The following is a 16,376-nucleotide window of genomic DNA, read 5'->3' on the forward strand; positions in this document are numbered from 1 at the left end:
GCAGCCCGCTGCTGCGGCGCAGTCAAGCCCACGCACTTCGATGCGCAGGCTCACCGGCCACCTTCTACGACGACCGACCCCCATAGGGTCTGAGGCCCGAGACCCGCCCGTCGGCGGTCGAGGCCTGGTCGCGGTTCCGTCGCCGGGAGCGAGGGAATGGCGACCACCCCCGCGGTCCGGGCCTGGTGGCGGGACCCTGGTCGCGGTTTCGTCGCCAGGAGCGAGGGAATCGCGACCACCCCCCGCGCCCCCGGCCGCCGACACACCCCCGCCCCGGCCGCGGCCTTCGCCGTCGATGCACCCCGACCCCGGGCCCGGCCGCCGCGCCGGATACCGTACGCCGCGTGCGTCTCATCGTCGCCCGCTGCGAGGTCCGCTACTCCGGTCGCCTCGAGGCCCTGCTGCCCGAGGCCCTGCGCCTCATCATGATCAAGTCCGACGGGTCGGTGATGGTCCACGCCGACACCGGCGGCTTCAAGCCCCAGAACTGGATGACGCCGCCGACCGTGATCGAGCTCGAGCGCAGCGGCGTGCCCGTCCCCGACGAGGTCGCGTCCGGCTATCCGGACCTCGGCGGCATCACGACCGTGACCGCGGCCCGGGAGGCCGCGGCCGGCCTGGGCCTCGCCGACGGCGAGCCGACCCCCGCGGAGCGCGCCGCCGCCGACCAGGCCGCGGCCGCCGCAGCCGCGGTCGTCGACGAGCCGCTGACGAAGATCGTCGTCCGCAAGCGGGCGGGATCGACGGAGGACCGCCTCGACATCGAGATCAGCGAGGTGATCTCCGACGTCTTCCACGACATGGGCGAAGCCGCGGCGCTCGAGAAGTCCGGCGTCGAGCGCGAGCTCCAGGAGCTCCTGGCCGACGCGCCGCACCACTGCGGCGAGGGCTTCCGGCTCGTCCGCCGCGAGTGGCCGACGGACATCGGCCCGGTCGACCTCATGTGCCGCGACGACGAGGACGGCTGGGTCGCCGTCGAGATCAAGCGCGTCGGCACGATCGACGCCGTCGAGCAGCTCTCCCGCTACCTCGAGCGGATGAAGGGCGACCCCGGTATGGCGGACCTCAAGGGGGTGCTGGCGGCACAGTCGATCAAGCCCCAGGCCCGGGTGCTGGCGGAGTCCCGCGGGCTCGGCTGGGTCGAGGTCGATCTCGACGTCCTGCGCGGCGACCGCGAGCCCGCGCTCCGGCTCTTCGACCTCTAGGCCGCTGCCCGTGCCGCCCGCCCGACCACGACGCCGCGGGCGACGATGACGGCGGGGGACGCGGAGCGGCCGGAGCCCGAGGGCGCCGCGGAGCTGGGCTGGATCGAGGCGCAGATCGAGGACGAGTTCCCCGGCCTGGCGCTCGTCACGATCGAGGTGCCCTGCCGACCGACGCGCACCGCGCCGTGGGTCGTCCACCGGCTGCGCGACCTCTCCAACCGCATCACCGGCGCCTACGCGCTGCAGGTCCGCCAGCTGCCCGTCCCGGCGCTGCACCGGTCGTTCTTCCGACAGCTCGGGCTCGACCCGGACGTCCGCCGGCCGCCGCTGGAGCAGGCGATCTTCGACCGCCTCTGGACCGGCGGCTTCGTGCCCGGCCAGACGCCCGACGACGCGCTGCTCGTCGCGCTGCTGGAGACCGGCGTCGCGGTCTGGGCGGTCGACGCGGCCGTCGTCTCGGGGCCCTTGGGCGTCCGCGGAGCGGTGGAGGGCGAGCCGCTCGGAGCCGGGAAGCCGCCGCCCGTGCTGCACGCCGGCGAGCTCGTGATCGCCGACGAGGACCGCGCCGTGGCCCGCCTGTTCCTGCCGCCGCCCGCGCCGTTCGCCGTCACCGCGACGACCCGGCGGGCGGTCCTCTTCGTGCTCCAGGTCCCGGGCGTCCCGGCGCTCGCGGTCCAGGAGTCGCTGGGCACCGTCCGCAAGCTGCTGCGGATCGCGTGACCGGCCCGCGGGTTCCCGGTCGACGTGGCCCGATGGCGGTGGTACGGTCGAGCCACGAAGAGCGACGCGGGGGAGGGGCGGATGCGCGGGATCGAAGCACTCGAAGTGGTCGACGAGCACGCGATCCGCACCGCGCCGCCCGGGCCATCCCCGCTCGCGCCGGACCGTCCCGGCGGGGGCCTCGGCCCCGACGAGCGCGCCGCGCGCCGCACGCTGCGCCGCCAGATCGCGCGGCTCGAGCTCGAGCTCTCCCGCGCCGTCGTCGGCGACCTCGAGGCCGGCGCCCGCGGGCGGCTGGAGACGGACGTCCTGACCGACTGCTCGACCGGCCCGCGGCTGCTCGACCTGGGGGGCCTGGAGCGTCGTCGCGACGAGCTCGTCGCCCGGCTGGCCGAGGTCGAGGCCCGGCGCACCGAGGAGCTCCACAACCGCGTGCTCCTGCGCGAGATGTACCGCGACCCGGCGTCGCACCGCTACGCGCGGCTCGAGACGACGGACCTCGCCGAGCGCGGCTGCCGCGTCTACGAGGTCGTGCCGCGGTTCGGCGTCGTCGGCGTGCTCACCGGCTGGTGGCGCGTCAAGGTCTCGTCGGGCTGCCCGTTAGCGCGAGCGCCGGCGGGCGCGAATCTTCAGCGGGCGGTGATGCTCGCTCCATCGACGGGCGGCCCTGGGGCCGCCCGTCCTGTGTCCGGGGTCGGGTCCCGGCCGGTCGTCTCGCCGTCGGCCGGCCCCGCGGCCCCGTCGGCGGCGGCCGACGCGGGCCGCCCGCCGGCGGGGTCAGTCCTGTGGCAGCCGCCCCGCGAACATCGTGAACGGGGTCGTCGCGTTGACCACCGGGGGGCCGTGGCCGACGAGGACCAGCCGCGGCTCGAGTTCGGCCAGGCGCCGGATCGACGCCCGGTTCTGGACCGGATCGGGCGTGAACGCGACGGGCGGCTCGCGCAGGCCGGGCCGGGTCGTCTTGAGGTCCATGCTGTTGACGACGTCGCCGCAGATCAGGACCCCGTCGCGCTCGCGCCAGAAGCTCACGTGGCCCGCGCTGTGGCCCGGCGTGTCGAGCACCACGAAGTCCGGTCCGACGACGTCTCCCGCGTGCAGGGCCGCGCCCTCGGGCACCGGGGTGAACCTCCCGTACCGGCGGCCGAGCGCCTTCAGCGGACCGGGGAACGACATCTCGCCCTCGCCGGAGTGCAGCGCGGGAAGGTCGCGCTCGCCCGCGCGGATGGGGACCCGCAGGGCGTCGATCACCTTGCGCGTGCCGCCGGCGTGGTCGACGTGGGCGTGCGTCAGGACGTGCTGCGCCACGACCCGGCCGCGGACCTGCGCGAGCACCCGCCCCGCCTGCCAGCCGAAGCCGGCGTCGACCAGGGTGTCCCCGATCAGGTAGGCGTTCACGCTGGACCGCGGCGAGAGGGGCAGGTGGAAGACGTCGTCGGCGACCTCGCGCATGCGGGGAGCGTAGCGCCGGGGACGCTCCGCGGAGGCGTGCGGTGAAAGTGAGAGGTCGCACGTCTTACTCACGGTAGGATGGCGGCCATGACCGACCAGCCCGTCCTCGTCGAGCGCCGCGGCGCCGTGCTCGTGATCACGATCAACCGCCCCGACCAGCGCAACGCGGTGAACAAGGCGGTCTCGGACGGGATCGGCGCGGCGATCCGGCAGCTCGAGGACGACGACACCCTGACCCTCGGCGTCCTGACGGGCGCGGGCAAGGGCTTCTGCGCGGGGATGGACCTGGCCGCGTTCGCCAAGGGCGAGCTGCCGTTCGACCCCGAGCGCGGGTTCGCCGGGATGGCGCAGCAGCGGCCGTCGAAGCCGGTGATCGCGGCCGTCGAGGGCTTCGCGGTCGCCGGCGGCCTGGAGATCGCGCTCTGCGCCGACCTGCTCGTCGCGGCGAGCGACGCGCGGCTCGGGATCCCGGAGGTCAAGCGGTCGCTCGTCGCGGCGGGCGGGGCGCTGCGGCGGCTGCCGGAGCGGATCCCGCTCGGCGTCGCGATGGAGATGGCGCTCACCGGCGACCCGATCACCGCGGCGCGGGGCTACGAGATCGGCTTGATCAACGTCGTCAGCGAGCCCGGCGGCGCGCTGGACGCCGCCCTCGCGCTGGCCGACCGGATCGCCGGCAACGGGCCGCTCGGCGTCGCGGCGTCCAAGCGGATCCTCCAGGCGCAGGGCGACTGGACGGAGACCGAGTTCTGGGAGCGCCAGGGGGAGATCGCCGGGCCGGTCCTGTTCTCCGAGGACGCGCGTGAGGGCGCGACGGCGTTCAAGGAGAAGCGCGAGCCGGTCTGGCGGGGGCGCTGAGGACGACCGGCCGCTGGGCCGGTCGTCGTCGGGGGGCCGCGACCTCGGGCCCGATGCGCGACCGTCGGCGCCGTCCGCGCCCCGGCGGCCGACCGCGGCGCGGTAGCGTCGCGCCATGGACTTCGCACCGACGGAGCGCTCCGCCGAGTACCTGGAGCGGCTGCAGGCGTTCATGGCCGAGCGGGTCTACCCCGCCGAGGCCGTCTACGACGAGCAGATGCGCGCGGCGGGCGACCCGCACCACCAGCCGCAGATCCTCGAGGACCTGAAGGCCGCGGCGAAGGACGCGGGCCTCTGGAACCTCTTCCACCCCCACGCGTCGGAGTGGACGCCGGGGCTGACCAACGTCGAGTACGCGCCGCTGGCCGAGCAGATGGGCCGCGTGCACTTCGCGCCCGAGGTCTTCAACTGCAACGCGCCGGACACCGGCAACATGGAGGTCCTCGAGCTCTTCGGCTCCGAGGAGCACCGCGAGCAGTGGCTGCGGCCGCTGCTGGCCGGCGAGATCCGCTCGGCGTTCGCGATGACGGAGCCCGACGTCGCCTCGTCCGACGCGACGAACATCGCGATGTCGATCGTGCGCGACGGCGACGAGTACGTCCTCAACGGCCGCAAGTGGTGGACGAGCAACGCCCTGCACCGCGACTGCAAGGTCCTGATCGTCATGGGCAAGACGGCGCCCGACGCCGCGCCCCACAAGCAGCAGAGCATGCTCGTGGTGCCGATGGACACGCCCGGCGTCACGATCGTCCGCGGCCTGCCGGTCTTCGGCTACCAGGACCGCGAGGGCCACGCCGAGGTGCTGTTCGAGGACGCCCGCGTGCCCGTGTCGGCCATCCTCAAGGGCGAGGGGGAGGGCTTCGCGATCGCGCAGGCGCGCCTCGGGCCCGGCCGCATCCACCACTGCATGCGGACGATCGGGTCGGCCGAGCGCGCGCTCGAGCTGCTCTGCCGCCGCGCCCAGGAGCGCGTGACCTTCGGCCTGCCGGTCAGCGAACGGGCGAACGTCCAGGACTGGATCGCCGAGGCCCGCATCGACATCGAGATGATCCGGCTCCTGGCGATGAAGACCGCATGGCTGATGGACACCGTCGGCAACAAGCACGCGAAGACCGAGATCGCCGCGATCAAGGTCGCCGCGCCGCAGATCGCGCAGAAGATCATCGACCGGGCGATCCAGGTCCACGGCGGCGGCGGGGTCTCCGACGACTTCCCGTTGGCGATGATGTGGGCGCACCAGCGCACCCTGCGCCTGGCCGACGGGCCCGACGAGGTCCACAAGCGGCAGATCGCGCGCTCCGAGCTCCGGCGTCACCCGGCCGGGGGTGCCGCGTGAGCGTCGAAGCGGGTGGCGCGGCGGCCGGCGGGTGGCGGCCCGAGGGGTCGGGGACCTCGAGGGATCGGACCACGACGGGGCCGGGAACGGGGTTGTTCTCCGCAGGCGTCCTGGACGGGCAGGTCGCACTGGTCAGCGGCGGCGGCAGCGGCCTGGGCCGCGCGGCGACGCTCGAGCTCGTCGCGCTCGGCGCCCACGTCGTGGTCTGCGGCCGGCGGCCCGAGCCGATCGAGGAGACCGTCGCGCTGGCCGGCGAGCGCTGCGAGGCGCTGGTCGCCGACATCCGCGAGGAGGACCAGGTCGACGCGCTGGTCGACGACGTCCTGGCGCGCCACGGCCGGATCGACCTGCTGCTCAACAACGCGGGCGGGCAGTTCCTCGCGCCGGCGGAGAACATCACGCCGAAGGGCTTCCGCACCGTCATGCGGCTGAACGTCGAGGGCACGTGGCTGATGACCCACGCCGTCGCGACGAAGGCGATGATCCCGGCCGGCGCCGACGGGACGTCGCCGGGCGGCAAGGTCCTCAACGTCACCCTGACCCCGCACGCGGGGTTCCCCGGGATGGCGCACTCGGCGGCCGCCCGGGCGGCGGTCGAGAACCTGACGAAGACCCTGGCGACCGAGTGGGCGCGCTTCGGCATCCGCCTCAACGCGATCGCCGCCGGCAAGTTCGGCACCGACACGTTCCTGACGAAGTACCCGGAGCGGATGGTCGCCTCGGCCGCCGCCGACGCGCCGCTGGGCCGGATGGGCACGCCGGAAGAGTTCGCGCAGCTCGTGGCGTTCCTCGCGTCGCCGGCCGGCGACCACTTCACGGGCTCGGTCCTCACGCTCGACGGCGGTCGCGACAACTGGAAGGGCGCGTGGCCCGACCCGCAGGAGGCCGACGAGGCGGGCGTGCCGCTGCAGGAAGCGCGGCGGGCGGGCCCCGCCGACTTCACGGCCCCGCCCGCCTGACGACGCCCCGCGACGCGGTCAGTGCCCGGAGATCCGCTCCGCCAGCGCGGTCACGCGCGAGGGGCGGCCGGTTCGGCGCTCGATCTCCTGGCCGAGGCCGAGCAGGCCGTAGACGCCGCGGATCCCGGCGTAGCGCAGGGGCTCCGGCTCCCAGCGCGGCGGGCGGCCGCCCGGGGGGAGGACCCAGGGCAGCGCGGCGAGCTCCGAGCGCCGGCCCACCAGCAGGTCGCGCAGCGTGCGGCCCGCGAGGTTCGACGCCGCGACGCCCTCGCCGACGTAGCCGCCCGCCGACGCCAGGCCGGTGGTGTCGTCGGCCGTCACGAACGGGGTCCAGTCGCGGGTGACGCCCAGGACGCCGTGCCAGGCGCCGTCGATCCGGATCCCCTGAAGCGCGGGACCGAACAGCCGCACCAGGCCGTCCCGGAGCGTCGCGACGGTGCGCGCCGGCACCGGCCCCTCGCGGTCCGTCCGCGACCCGTAGCGATAGGGCACGCCGCGCCCGCCGATCGCGATCCGGCCGTCGGCGGTGCGCTGGAGGTAGTGGTAGAGCGGGCCGGCGTCGAGGATCGTCTCGGCGCCCCGCCAGCCGATCGCCATCCACTGCTCCGGCCGCAGCGGCGCCGTGACGATCATCGAGCTCGTGATCGGCGCGACGGTGCGCGCGTCGCCCGGAAGGCCCGGCGTGTAGCCCTCGGTGCAGCGCACCACCCAGCGCGCCGAGACGTCGCCGCGGTCGGTGCGGGCGACGGCGGGGACGGTCCCGCGGATCGGCTCGATCGCCGTCACCGCGGTGCCCTCGACGATCGTCGCGCCGGCGCGCTCGACCGCGGCGGAGAGGCCCCGCACGAGGGCCGCGGGCTGGATCCGCGCGCAGTCGGGATCGAAGAGCGCGCCGAGGGCTCCCGGGACCCGGACGCGGGCTGCGACCTCGTCCGCGCCGAGGAGGGCGACGGGGGACGGGACGGCCTGGGCGCGCAGCCGGTCGAGCTCGACCGCGGACCGGGCGATCGTGAGCGTGCCGCCGACGTGGAAGGCACAGTCGATCCCCTCGGCCTCGACGACGCGGCCGATCTCCGCGACGGTCGCGCGGATCGCGGCGTCCATCCGCCGGGCGCCGTCCGGGCCGCCGCGGGCGATCCACGTGGCGGGATCGCCGGCGAGGGCGCCCTGCACCCAGCCGCCGTTGCGGCCGGACGCGCCGAAGCCGCAGACCTCTCGCTCGACGACGAGGACGTCGAGCTCGGGGTGCGTGCGCCGCAGCTCGTAGGCGGTCCACAGGCCGGTGTAGCCGCCGCCGACGACGCAGACGTCGACGCGGCGGTCACCGTCCAGCGGGGGCCGCGGGGCGGGCATCGCGGCGTGGTGGCCGAGGGCCGAGAACCAGTGCGAGACGGGATCGCTCATGGGCGCCCCACGCTATTCCCCCGAACGTCGGCCGGTGTGGTCTGATGCACCGGCGTGTCGTCGTCGCCCCAGCGGAGAGCCACCGCCGTCGTCCCCCGGCCCCCGGCGTGAGCGGAACCGCGCGCACCGGCGCGCACCCGACCGACCGGATACCCGGCGACGGCCGCCCGCGACGAGTCCGTCCACGCCGCGGGATCGTCCGCCCGGCGCTGCTCGCCCTCCTGCTGACCGCGACGGGATCGCTCGCGGTGACCGGCTGCGGGGACTCGCCCTCGTCGCCCGTGCAGAACGAGACCCCGAAGGTGCCGAAGGCCCCGCTGCCCGCGGTCGACATACCGAAGCCCGGTCGCGCGCGGACGGTCCTGCTGGCCGGCCTCGACCACCGCTACGCCGACGGCCCGGGGGCGAAGAGTCGGTCGGACACGATGCTGCTCGTGCGGCTGGATCCCGACTCGGCGGCCACCTCGATGCTCTCCCTCCCGCGCGACCTGCGGGTGGCGTCGCTCGGCAGGCCCGGCCAGGACAAGCTCAACTCGGCGTGGTTCCGCGGCGGGCAGAACGCGCTGAAGCGGGTCCTCGGCACGGAGCTCCTCGGCACCCCGGAGGACCCGTTCGTCATCGACGACGTGGTCTCCGTGCGCTTCGACGCGTTCTCGAAGATCGTCAACACGCTCGGCTGCCTCTACGCCGACGTCGACCGGAAGTACTTCGTCGCGCCGAACGCCGGGCACGCGCAGATCGACCAGCCCGCCGGCTACCAGCGGCTCTGCGGCGAGGACGCCCTGGCGTACGTGCGGTACCGGATCGGCGACAGCGACTTCGTCCGCGAGGCCCGGCAGGCGAACTACCTGACCGAGGTCCGCACGCAGATCGACCCGCTGAAGGTGCTCTCCGGCGGGCTGCTGCCGCGGCTGGCCAAGAACCTCGGCAAGAGCGTCTCGACCCGCGAGCAGCTCGCGGACATCGCGCAGCTGGCCGTCTACGTCGTGGGGCGCCCCACCTCGCGGATCGAGCTCGAGGACGTGAAGGACGCGACCGACGGCTCCGGCGACGTGCTGACGACACCGGCCGCGCTGGAGCGGGCGCGCCGCCGCTTCCTCGCGCCGCGGCTGCCGTCTCAGAAGACGCAGGTCGAGGAGCGGACCGGCCGGTCCGCCGTCCTGCCCGAGCGCGGGACCCGCCTGCGCACCAGCCCGCCGGCGACGCTGACCACCGACACCGCCGGGGCGAAGGCGGCCGCGAAGGCCGTCCGGCGCAAGGCGCGCGGCCTGCGGGTCTACGTCCCCGACCTGCGCCCGGCCTCCGCCGTCTACGACGCCGGGTCGACCCGCGGCTACCGGATCTCCGGCCCGAACGGCAAGCCGCGCTGGCCCGCCTACCGCGTCGTCGCCCGCACCGCGGCCGGTCAGTACTACGGCGTCGAGGGCACCACCTGGACGTCCCCGCCGGTGCTCGACCTGGCGAGCGACGTCGTCCGCATCGGCGGGCGCACCTGGAGCGTCCAGTACGTCGGCCGCCGGGTCCACCGCCTGATCTGGCGGGACCCCGACGGCGGGGGCGTCTACTGGCTCACCAACACCCTGACCGACGGCCTGAAGGCGCAGGAGATGTACGCGATCGCGAAGAGCCTGGAGCGGCGCTAGGCGGCGGGCATGCCCTTCACCCGGGCCGTGGCCTCGGTGAGGACCTCGCCGAGGATGCCGGTCATCTCGTCGAAGATCGCCTGGTCGGCGATCAGCGGCGGCGAGACCTGGATGACGGGCTCGCCGCGGTCGTCGGCGCGGCAGATGAGGCCGGCGTCGAACAGGCGGTCGGAGAGGAAGTGCTGCAGCAGGTCCTTGCCCTCGGCGGCCGAGAAGCCCTGCTTGGAGTCCTTGTCCTTGACGAGCTCCAGCGCGTAGAAGAAGCCGGTGCCGCGCAGGTCGCCGACGATCGGCAGGTCGAGCAGCGGCTCCAGCGTCCTGCGAAACGCGTCCTGCTCGCGCGCGACGTGGCCGACGACGTCCAGGCGCTTCATGATCTCGATGTTCTTCAGCGCGATCGCGGCCTGGACCGGGTGGCCGCCGAACGTGATGCCGTGCTTGAACATCTGGTCGGCGCCGTAGAACGGCTCGGCGACCTTGTCGGACACGAGCAGCGCGCCGATCGACGCGTAGGCGGACGAGAGGCCCTTGGCGGAGGTGATGAGGTCGGGCTTGATGTCGTACTTCAGCGAGCCGAACCAGTCGCCCAGGCGGCCGAAGCCGGTGATGACCTCGTCGGCGCAGAGCAGGATCCCGTACTCGTCGCAGAGCGCGCGGACGCCCTGGAAGTAGCCCGCGGGCGGGGTGAACGCGCCGCCGGAGTTCTGCACGGGCTCGAGGATGATCATCGCGATGGTGTCGGGACCCTCGCTGAGGATCCGGTGCTCCATGTCGTCGAGGAGCATCGCGGTGAACTGCTCCTCGGTCTCGCCCTCGGGGCGGTGGAAGCGGTCCGTGTTGCGGACGTGGGAGACCTGCGGGACGAGCGGCTCGAACGGGTTGCGGATGGACTCCACGCCCGTGATCGAGAGGGCGCCCATGGTGGTGCCGTGGTAGGCGACGTCGCGGCCGATGGCCTTCCAGCGGCGCTCGCCCTTGAGCGCGTGGTACTGCCGGGCGATCTTCCAGGCGGACTCGACGGACTCGGCGCCGCCGGACGTGAAGAAGACGCGGTTGAAGGTCTCCGGCGCCAGCGACGCGACCTCCTCGGCGAGCTCGATGGCGCGGGGGTGGGCGTAGTTCCAGTTGGTGTAGAACGGCAGCTCGCGCATCTGCGCGGCGGCGGCCTCGCCGATCTCCTCGCCGTGCGAGTAGCCGATCTGGACGGCGAACAGGCCGGCCAGGCCGTCGAGGTAGCGCTTGCCGTCGACGTCGGTGAGGTGACAGCCGTCGCCGCCGACGATGACCGGGAGGGGACGGTGCTCGAAGTCCCCCATCTGCGTGAAGTGCAGCCAGAGGTGGTCCTGGGCGGAGCGACGCAGCTCCGCGGCCGAGGCGTGGCTGGATGTCGACGGCGTGCTCATACAACTGATGTTCGCATCAGTTGCGCCGGATTGCCAGTCGGAGGACCGTCCGCTCGGCCGCCCGGGGACGCGACGGAGTGTCGACCCGCCGCCCGGGTCGCGAGCCGGTGCGGCTCGCGGGGCGCCGGCCGGCTGGCGGGCCGGTGAGCGGCCGGTGCGGGGCCGGTGGGTGCCGCTCGCGGGTGGCGCCGCCGGGTGATGGGCTCCCGGCGCCTTCCGCGGGTTGACGGATGGGGCGGCGAGACCTATGGTTTGCATCGCAGACTGGTTTGTCAACCGAAAGTCCCGATGGATCACCACCACCTGCGGGCCACCGCGACCGCATCCCCGTACCTCCGCGGACTGGTCGCCGTGCCCGGCGGTCTCCTGTTCGTCGTCGCCGCCCTGGGCAACTGGGGCTGGGGGCCGCTCCGGCACCCGGCGGCGTTCCTCGTCGTGGTCGCGTGCGTCGCGGCGGCCTGCGCCGTCGCGGGCCGGTACACGCGGGAGCGCGTCGGGCGCGCGACACCGACGCGCGCGCAGCGGGTCCGGGAGGGGCTCGTCGGCGTGGCCGGCGTCGCGCTGATGGTCGGCGGCTCGACGCTGCTGCGCAGCCGCGCGAGCTGGTCCCTCGATCTGCCCGTCAACGCGATCCCGGCGATGTTCGCGGTGCACATGCTCCTGTACTACGAGTGGCTCGTCGGACTGCGCGCCCACCACCGGGTGGTCTGGGGCCTCCTGCTGGCCGCCGGCGCGTTCCCGGTCTGGGACGGCGCCGATCCGAGCAACGTCGGCCTGGTCCTGACCGGCGTCGCGGTGTCGATCAACGGCGCCCTCGACCACCGGCTGCTGCTCCGGGACCTCGACCCGCCGGCGTGGCCGGCGACAGGGGCCGACCGTGCCGGATGACGACGACCTCGTGCTGGACCGGCTCGTCCACGAGCCGGCCCGCCTGGCGATCCTGACGGTCCTGAGCTCCGTCGCCGACGCGGACTTCGTCTTCATCCAGCGCCTGACGGGCCTCACGAAGGGCAACCTCTCGAGTCACCTGGCCAAGCTGGAGGAGGCCGGCCTCGTCGACGTCGAGAAGCGCTTCGTGGGCCGGCGCCCCAACACCAGGCTGGAGCTCACGGCCCTCGGCCGGGAGCGCATCGACCGCCACTGGGCGCAGCTCGAGCGCCTCCGAGGGCTGGCGGACGTGTCCGCCTCGACGGCGCCGTCGCGCCGGCGGGGCCCGGCGGCTCCTGGGTCGGCCTGACCGTCGGGTCCCACTGCGCCTCATCGGGCCGGTCCGGCGCGAGCGAGCACGCAGGCGCCGGATCGGTCGGCTGCTGCGGAGTCCGGCCGGCGCGGCCGTCCGGTCCCCGCAGACTCAGTCCGCCGCGACCGGGCGCTCGGCGTCGAGCTCCGCCGCCAGCGCGCGCAGCAGGCGCTCGACGTCGGGGTCGCCGTCGTCGTCCCAGTCCGCCGTCAGGGCCCGCAGGTGGTCCCCGTGGGCGGCGGTGAGCCTCGCGCTCAGCGCCCGGCCCTCGTTCGTCGGCCGGGGCGCGTCGCCTGCGGTGAGCAGACCGCGAGCCTGGAGGTCGCCGACCGCCTCCTCGCCGCGGGCGCGCTGCTCGGGGTCGGTCGGCAGGTCGGCCGGGGTGCCGCCCGCGCGGTCGATCCGGCCGAGGACCCAGGCCGAGAGCGGCGAGAGGCCGGGGTCGACGTCGCGGACGACGCCGACGTAGGACTCGCGGAAGCGCTCCGTCCCGACCGCCGTCCGCAGCTGGCGGGCCAGCTCGGTGACGGCGTCGACGGCCGGGCTCGGCGCGACGGTCTCCTGCGGTGCGGCGGCGTCCTGCACCGAGCGGCGCAGCCGGGCCTCGGGGATCAGCCAGGTCAGCGCGAAGGCGACGATCATGATCGCCGCGGCGACGAGGAAGACGAGGCTGACGGAGTCCGTGAACGCGCCGGTGTAGGCGACGCGGACGGGCTCGGGCAGGGCCGCCACCGCGGCGGCGTCGACGCTGCCGCCCGAGAGGCTCGCCGGGGCGTTCGCCGGCAGGCGCTCGGCGAGCGCGCCGACGAGGTGGCCGGTGAAGATCGCGCCGAGGATCGCGGTGCCGACCGAGCCGCCGATCGACCGGAAGAGCGTCGCGGCCGCCGTCGCCACGCCGAGCTCGGAGTAGGGCACCGAGTTCTGGGCCACGAGCGTGAGCACCTGCATGACGCAGCCGAGGCCGAGGCCGAGGACGAGCATGTAGAGCGCCGCCTGGACCGTGCCGGTGTCGACCGCGAGGTGCGACAGCAGGAAGAGGCCGAGCGTCGCGACCGCCGTGCCGACGATCGGGAACGGCCGGTAGCGGCCGGTGCGCGTGATCAGCTGGCCGGAGAGGATCGAGGTGAACAGGAGCCCGCCCATCACCGGCAGCAGCTGCAGGCCGGACTCCGTCGGGCTCAGGCCGCGCACGACCTGCTGGAACAGCGGCAGGTAGGTCAGCGCCCCGAAGAGCGCGAAGCCGACGGTCAGGCTGACGAGCGACACGACCGTGAACGCGCGGATCCGGAAGAGCCGCGGCGGGATGATCGGCTCGGCGGCGCGCTGCTCCACCTTGACGAACGCGACGAGCGCCACCGCGGAGAGGATCCCGAGGCCGACGATCGTGAACGACCCCCACTCGACGGACTGCCCGCCGAGTGTCGTCAGCAGCACCAGCGAGACGAGGCAGACGGTCAGGAGGACCGTGCCGAGGTAGTCGATCGCGTGCTTGCCGGTCGCCCGGACGCTCGGCAGCGTGAGCGCCAGGCCGATGAACGCGGCGATCCCCAGCGGCAGGTTGATGTAGAAGATCCAGCGCCACGACAGGTGGCTCGTGAAGAAGCCGCCGATCAGCGGCCCGGCGACCGCCGAGACACCGAAGACCGCGCCGAAGAGGCCCGTGTACTTGCCGCGGTCGCGGGGCGAGACGACGTCGCCGATCGCCGCCTGGGCGCTGACCATGAGCCCGCCGCCGCCGAGGCCCTGGATCGCGCGGAACGCGATCAGCTCCCCCATCGACTGGGCCAGCCCGCAGAGCGCGGACCCGGCGAGGAACAGCACGAGCGCGACCTGCAGCACCCGCTTGCGGCCGTAGATGTCGCCGAGCTTGCCGTAGAGCGGCGTCACGGCCGTCACGGCGAGCAGGTAGGCGGTGACGACCCACGACAGGTGCTCGAGGCCGCCGAGCTCGCCGACGATCGTGGGCAGCGCCGTCGAGACGATCGTCTGGTCCAGCGACGCCAGCAGCATCACCAGGAGCAGGCCGGCCATCACGACGCGCACGCGGGGTGCGGCCGTGGTGGGGGAGGCCGGGGCGGCGGCGGTCGACATGCGGACACCCTAGACGCCGCGGGGCGGGTCGTCGCCGCGGCGCGACCGACGGCACCTGGCGGCGAATCCCTACCGGTGGTACAACTCTGCCTACGGTCCCGTACCTACGAATCCGTAGGTAGACCCGACGCCCCCGTTCCCGACCGGATCGACGCACCATGAGTCCACTGATCGCCCAGGCCGCACCATCCGGTGGTGGCGGCGCGCCCCTCGACCAGATCGCGATCGTCGCGGTCGCCACGACGGGCGTCACGCTGCTGATGCTGCTCCTGATCGCGCGCTACCGGTCGGGCCGGGCCCGGCCGCTGCGCGCCCTCTCGGCGTTCGCGGAGCGCACCGTCGGCATCCCCGGCTGGGCTGCCGTTCCCGGCCTCGCCACGATCGCGTTCGCGCTGGTGATCATCCTCGGCGCCACGTGGGACATCGGCCTGCACATCGACGTCGGCCGCGACGAGGGCCCGCTCGGCACGACCGCGCACTACCCCCTGCTGGTCGGGCTCTTCGGCGTCTTCCAGATGGGCCTGCTCGCCGTCGGCATGGCGCCCGCCAACCCGAAGCGCTCGAGCCCCGTCGCGCTGCGGATCAAGGGCCTGTGGCCGCTGCCCGCCGGCGGCGTCCTGCTGCTGGCCGGCGGCGCGTTCGGCTTCGCCGCGTTCCCGCTCGACGACCTCTGGCACCGCACCTTCGGCCAGGACGTGACGCTCTGGGGTCCGACCCACCTGATGATCGTCGCCGGCACCGCCGTCGGCGGCACCGCGGGTGTCCTGCTGCTCGTCGAGGGTGCACGCTCCGTCGGCCGCGAGCCGGCCAACGGCAGGAACGCGCTGATGCGCCCGCTGCCGGCGCTGCTGGCCGCGATCTTCCTCTACCTCTGGGCCGCGTCCCTGCACGAGTTCAACTGGGGCGTCCCGCAGTACCGGATGGTCTGGCACCCGCTGCTGCTCGCGCTCGGCTCGGCGCAGGCGCTCGTGCTGGCGCGGGTCTGGGGCGGCCGCGGCTCGGCGCTGCTCGCGCTGGCCATCTGGGCGCCGGTCCAGGTCTTCATGTCGCTGATGATCGGCGGCCCGCTGCACGTCACCGCGCCCGGCATGCCGCTGTTCGTGGCCGAGGTCGCGATCGTCGAGCTGCTCGCGATCCGCGGCACGTGGAAGAGCCCGGTGCGCTTCGGCGTCGTCGCCGGCGTGCTCATCGGCACCGTCGGCTTCGCGGCCGAGTACGCCTGGACGCACGCGATCATGCCGATCCCGTGGACGCCGGCGATGCTGCCCGAGGGCGTGCCGGTCGCGATCCTCGCGGGCATCGGCGGCGGCGTGCTCGGCGCGCTGATGGCGCAGGCGCTGCAGGGCTCGCTGCAGCCGTCGCGCCGCGGGCCGGTCCTCGGCCGCCCGCTGGTCCTCGCCTCGGCGGCCGGCGTGCTCGTGATCGCCCTGGGCGTCAACGCATTCCTCGCGTCGACCCCGAAGGACGCGAAGGTCTCGATGGCGCTGACGAACCTGCGACAGGGCGACGCACCCGGCACCGGCGGCCGGCAGACCGTCGGCGACCTGCGCGTCCGCTTCGAGGGCGTCACGACGAAGCACGCCATGTACGTCTCCGCGCTCGGCTGGCAGGGCAAGGGCCGCTACCTGAACGACCTGCGCCGGCAGGCCGACGGCTCGTACGCCAGCACCTCGCCGGTCCCCGTGACCGGCAAGTGGAAGTCGTTCGTGCGCCTGCAGAAGGGCCGCACGATGCTCGCCGCGCCGATCCGCATGGCGGCCGACCCGGCGATCGACTTCAAGGGCTTCCCGGCCCGCGCCGAGGTCACCCGGACGATGGTCGCCGACCGCACGCTGATGCAGATCGAGCGCAAGCCCGGCGTGCCGACCTGGCTGTGGACCGGCGCGACGCTGACGGTCCTGCTCTCGATCCTCGGCATGGCGATCCTGCTCGCCGCCGTGATCGTGCGCGTCGGGGCCATGACCCCGGGGCAGCGGTGCTCCGCGGGATGCTCGGGGACGACGACCAGCGGTTCGAGCGGTTGACGGAGGCGGAACGCCGGGCGGCATGAGCGCCGGGCCCCGCCGCACCA

13 protein-coding genes are annotated in these 16,376 nt (G+C 74.4%); 9 read left to right on the top strand and 4 right to left on the bottom strand.

Translation table 11 applies throughout. The features are described 5' to 3' along the window. Window positions 1–344: 344 nt before the first annotated feature. Both nucS and AB0L40_RS20175 read left to right on the top strand, forming a co-directional pair. Window positions 345–1,205, top strand: coding sequence for an endonuclease NucS (gene nucS, locus AB0L40_RS20170; protein ID WP_364358702.1), 861 nt, complete (start codon window positions 345–347; stop codon window positions 1,203–1,205). Window positions 1,206–1,250: 45 nt separating this feature from the next. Next, window positions 1,251–1,925, top strand: coding sequence for a hypothetical protein (locus AB0L40_RS20175; RefSeq protein ID WP_364358705.1), 675 nt, complete (start codon window positions 1,251–1,253; stop codon window positions 1,923–1,925). 777 nt (window positions 1,926–2,702) lie between these two features. Here the strand turns inward: AB0L40_RS20175 and AB0L40_RS20180 are convergent. Continuing rightward, window positions 2,703–3,374, bottom strand: coding sequence for an MBL fold metallo-hydrolase (locus tag AB0L40_RS20180; protein ID WP_364358708.1), 672 nt, complete (start codon window positions 3,372–3,374; stop codon window positions 2,703–2,705). Window positions 3,375–3,461: 87 nt separating this feature from the next. On the opposite strand from AB0L40_RS20180, the gene AB0L40_RS20185 reads away from it, so the two are divergent. The 3 genes from AB0L40_RS20185 to AB0L40_RS20195 all read left to right on the top strand — a co-directional run bounded on the left by AB0L40_RS20185 (window position 3,462) and on the right by AB0L40_RS20195 (window position 6,524). Then, window positions 3,462–4,229: a crotonase/enoyl-CoA hydratase family protein gene (locus tag AB0L40_RS20185; protein WP_364358711.1), complete on the top strand. Its 768-nt coding sequence runs from the start codon at window positions 3,462–3,464 to the stop codon at window positions 4,227–4,229. 115 nt (window positions 4,230–4,344) lie between these two features. After that, window positions 4,345–5,565: an acyl-CoA dehydrogenase family protein gene (locus AB0L40_RS20190; protein WP_364358714.1), complete on the top strand. Its 1,221-nt coding sequence runs from the start codon at window positions 4,345–4,347 to the stop codon at window positions 5,563–5,565. A gap of 92 nt (window positions 5,566–5,657) precedes the next feature. Beyond that, window positions 5,658–6,524, top strand: a complete 867-nt coding sequence (locus AB0L40_RS20195; RefSeq protein ID WP_364358717.1) for an SDR family oxidoreductase — start codon at window positions 5,658–5,660, stop codon at window positions 6,522–6,524. Window positions 6,525–6,542: 18 nt separating this feature from the next. Here AB0L40_RS20195 and AB0L40_RS20200 read toward each other — a convergent pair whose 3' ends face one another. Further along, a complete protein-coding gene (locus AB0L40_RS20200; protein WP_364358720.1) occupies window positions 6,543–7,928 on the bottom strand; it encodes an FAD-binding oxidoreductase in 1,386 nt (461 codons plus the stop codon). Window positions 7,929–8,035: 107 nt separating this feature from the next. Here AB0L40_RS20200 and AB0L40_RS20205 point away from each other — a divergent pair, with 107 nt between their 5' ends. Next, the gene (locus AB0L40_RS20205) at window positions 8,036–9,571 is read left to right on the top strand and encodes an LCP family protein (RefSeq protein ID WP_364358723.1); all 1,536 of its coding nucleotides are present in this window, start codon (window positions 8,036–8,038) and stop codon (window positions 9,569–9,571) included. Here AB0L40_RS20205 and AB0L40_RS20210 read toward each other — a convergent pair. Further along, entirely contained in the window at window positions 9,568–10,974 is a 1,407-nt protein-coding gene (locus AB0L40_RS20210; protein WP_364358726.1) for an aspartate aminotransferase family protein, read from the bottom strand. The two genes, AB0L40_RS20205 and AB0L40_RS20210, sit on opposite strands and share 4 nt — an antisense overlap. A gap of 288 nt (window positions 10,975–11,262) precedes the next feature. Between AB0L40_RS20210 and AB0L40_RS20215 the strand changes: the two genes are divergently transcribed. Continuing rightward, window positions 11,263–11,862 carry a hypothetical protein gene (locus AB0L40_RS20215; RefSeq protein WP_364358729.1) on the top strand — a complete coding sequence of 200 codons (600 nt, stop codon included), beginning with the start codon at window positions 11,263–11,265 and terminating at the stop codon, window positions 11,860–11,862. Next, window positions 11,852–12,211, top strand: coding sequence for a transcriptional regulator (locus AB0L40_RS20220; RefSeq protein WP_364358732.1), 360 nt, complete (start codon window positions 11,852–11,854; stop codon window positions 12,209–12,211). Before AB0L40_RS20215 ends, AB0L40_RS20220 begins: the two co-directional genes overlap by 11 nt. Before the next feature lie 114 nt (window positions 12,212–12,325). Here AB0L40_RS20220 and AB0L40_RS20225 read toward each other — a convergent pair whose 3' ends face one another. After that, on the bottom strand, window positions 12,326–14,305 hold the full coding sequence (locus AB0L40_RS20225) for an MDR family MFS transporter (RefSeq protein WP_364358735.1): 1,980 nt from the start codon (window positions 14,303–14,305) through the stop codon (window positions 12,326–12,328). 158 nt (window positions 14,306–14,463) lie between these two features. On the opposite strand from AB0L40_RS20225, the gene AB0L40_RS20230 reads away from it, so the two are divergent. Continuing rightward, window positions 14,464–16,329, top strand: coding sequence for a hypothetical protein (locus tag AB0L40_RS20230; protein WP_364358738.1), 1,866 nt, complete (start codon window positions 14,464–14,466; stop codon window positions 16,327–16,329). Window positions 16,330–16,376: the final 47 nt, after the last annotated feature.

Origin of the sequence: Patulibacter sp. NPDC049589, assembly GCF_040675535.1 — a bacterium.
In the GTDB taxonomy this organism is placed as follows: domain Bacteria; phylum Actinomycetota; class Thermoleophilia; order Solirubrobacterales; family Solirubrobacteraceae; genus Patulibacter.

What these genes read in the sequence shown, in the direction of transcription:
- AB0L40_RS20175 (WP_364358705.1), top strand. Translation starts at nt 1,251, where the DNA reads ATGACGGCGGGGGACGCGGAGCGGCCGGAGCCCGAGGGCGCCGCGGAG.
- AB0L40_RS20185 (WP_364358711.1), top strand. Translation starts at nt 3,462, where the DNA reads ATGACCGACCAGCCCGTCCTCGTCGAGCGCCGCGGCGCCGTGCTCGTG.
- AB0L40_RS20210 (WP_364358726.1), bottom strand. Translation starts at nt 10,974, where the DNA reads ATGAGCACGCCGTCGACATCCAGCCACGCCTCGGCCGCGGAGCTGCGT.
- AB0L40_RS20230 (WP_364358738.1), top strand. Translation starts at nt 14,464, where the DNA reads ATGAGTCCACTGATCGCCCAGGCCGCACCATCCGGTGGTGGCGGCGCG.
- AB0L40_RS20200 (WP_364358720.1), bottom strand. Translation starts at nt 7,928, where the DNA reads ATGAGCGATCCCGTCTCGCACTGGTTCTCGGCCCTCGGCCACCACGCC.
- AB0L40_RS20215 (WP_364358729.1), top strand. Translation starts at nt 11,263, where the DNA reads ATGGATCACCACCACCTGCGGGCCACCGCGACCGCATCCCCGTACCTC.
- AB0L40_RS20225 (WP_364358735.1), bottom strand. Translation starts at nt 14,305, where the DNA reads ATGTCGACCGCCGCCGCCCCGGCCTCCCCCACCACGGCCGCACCCCGC.
- AB0L40_RS20180 (WP_364358708.1), bottom strand. Translation starts at nt 3,374, where the DNA reads ATGCGCGAGGTCGCCGACGACGTCTTCCACCTGCCCCTCTCGCCGCGG.
- AB0L40_RS20190 (WP_364358714.1), top strand. Translation starts at nt 4,345, where the DNA reads ATGGACTTCGCACCGACGGAGCGCTCCGCCGAGTACCTGGAGCGGCTG.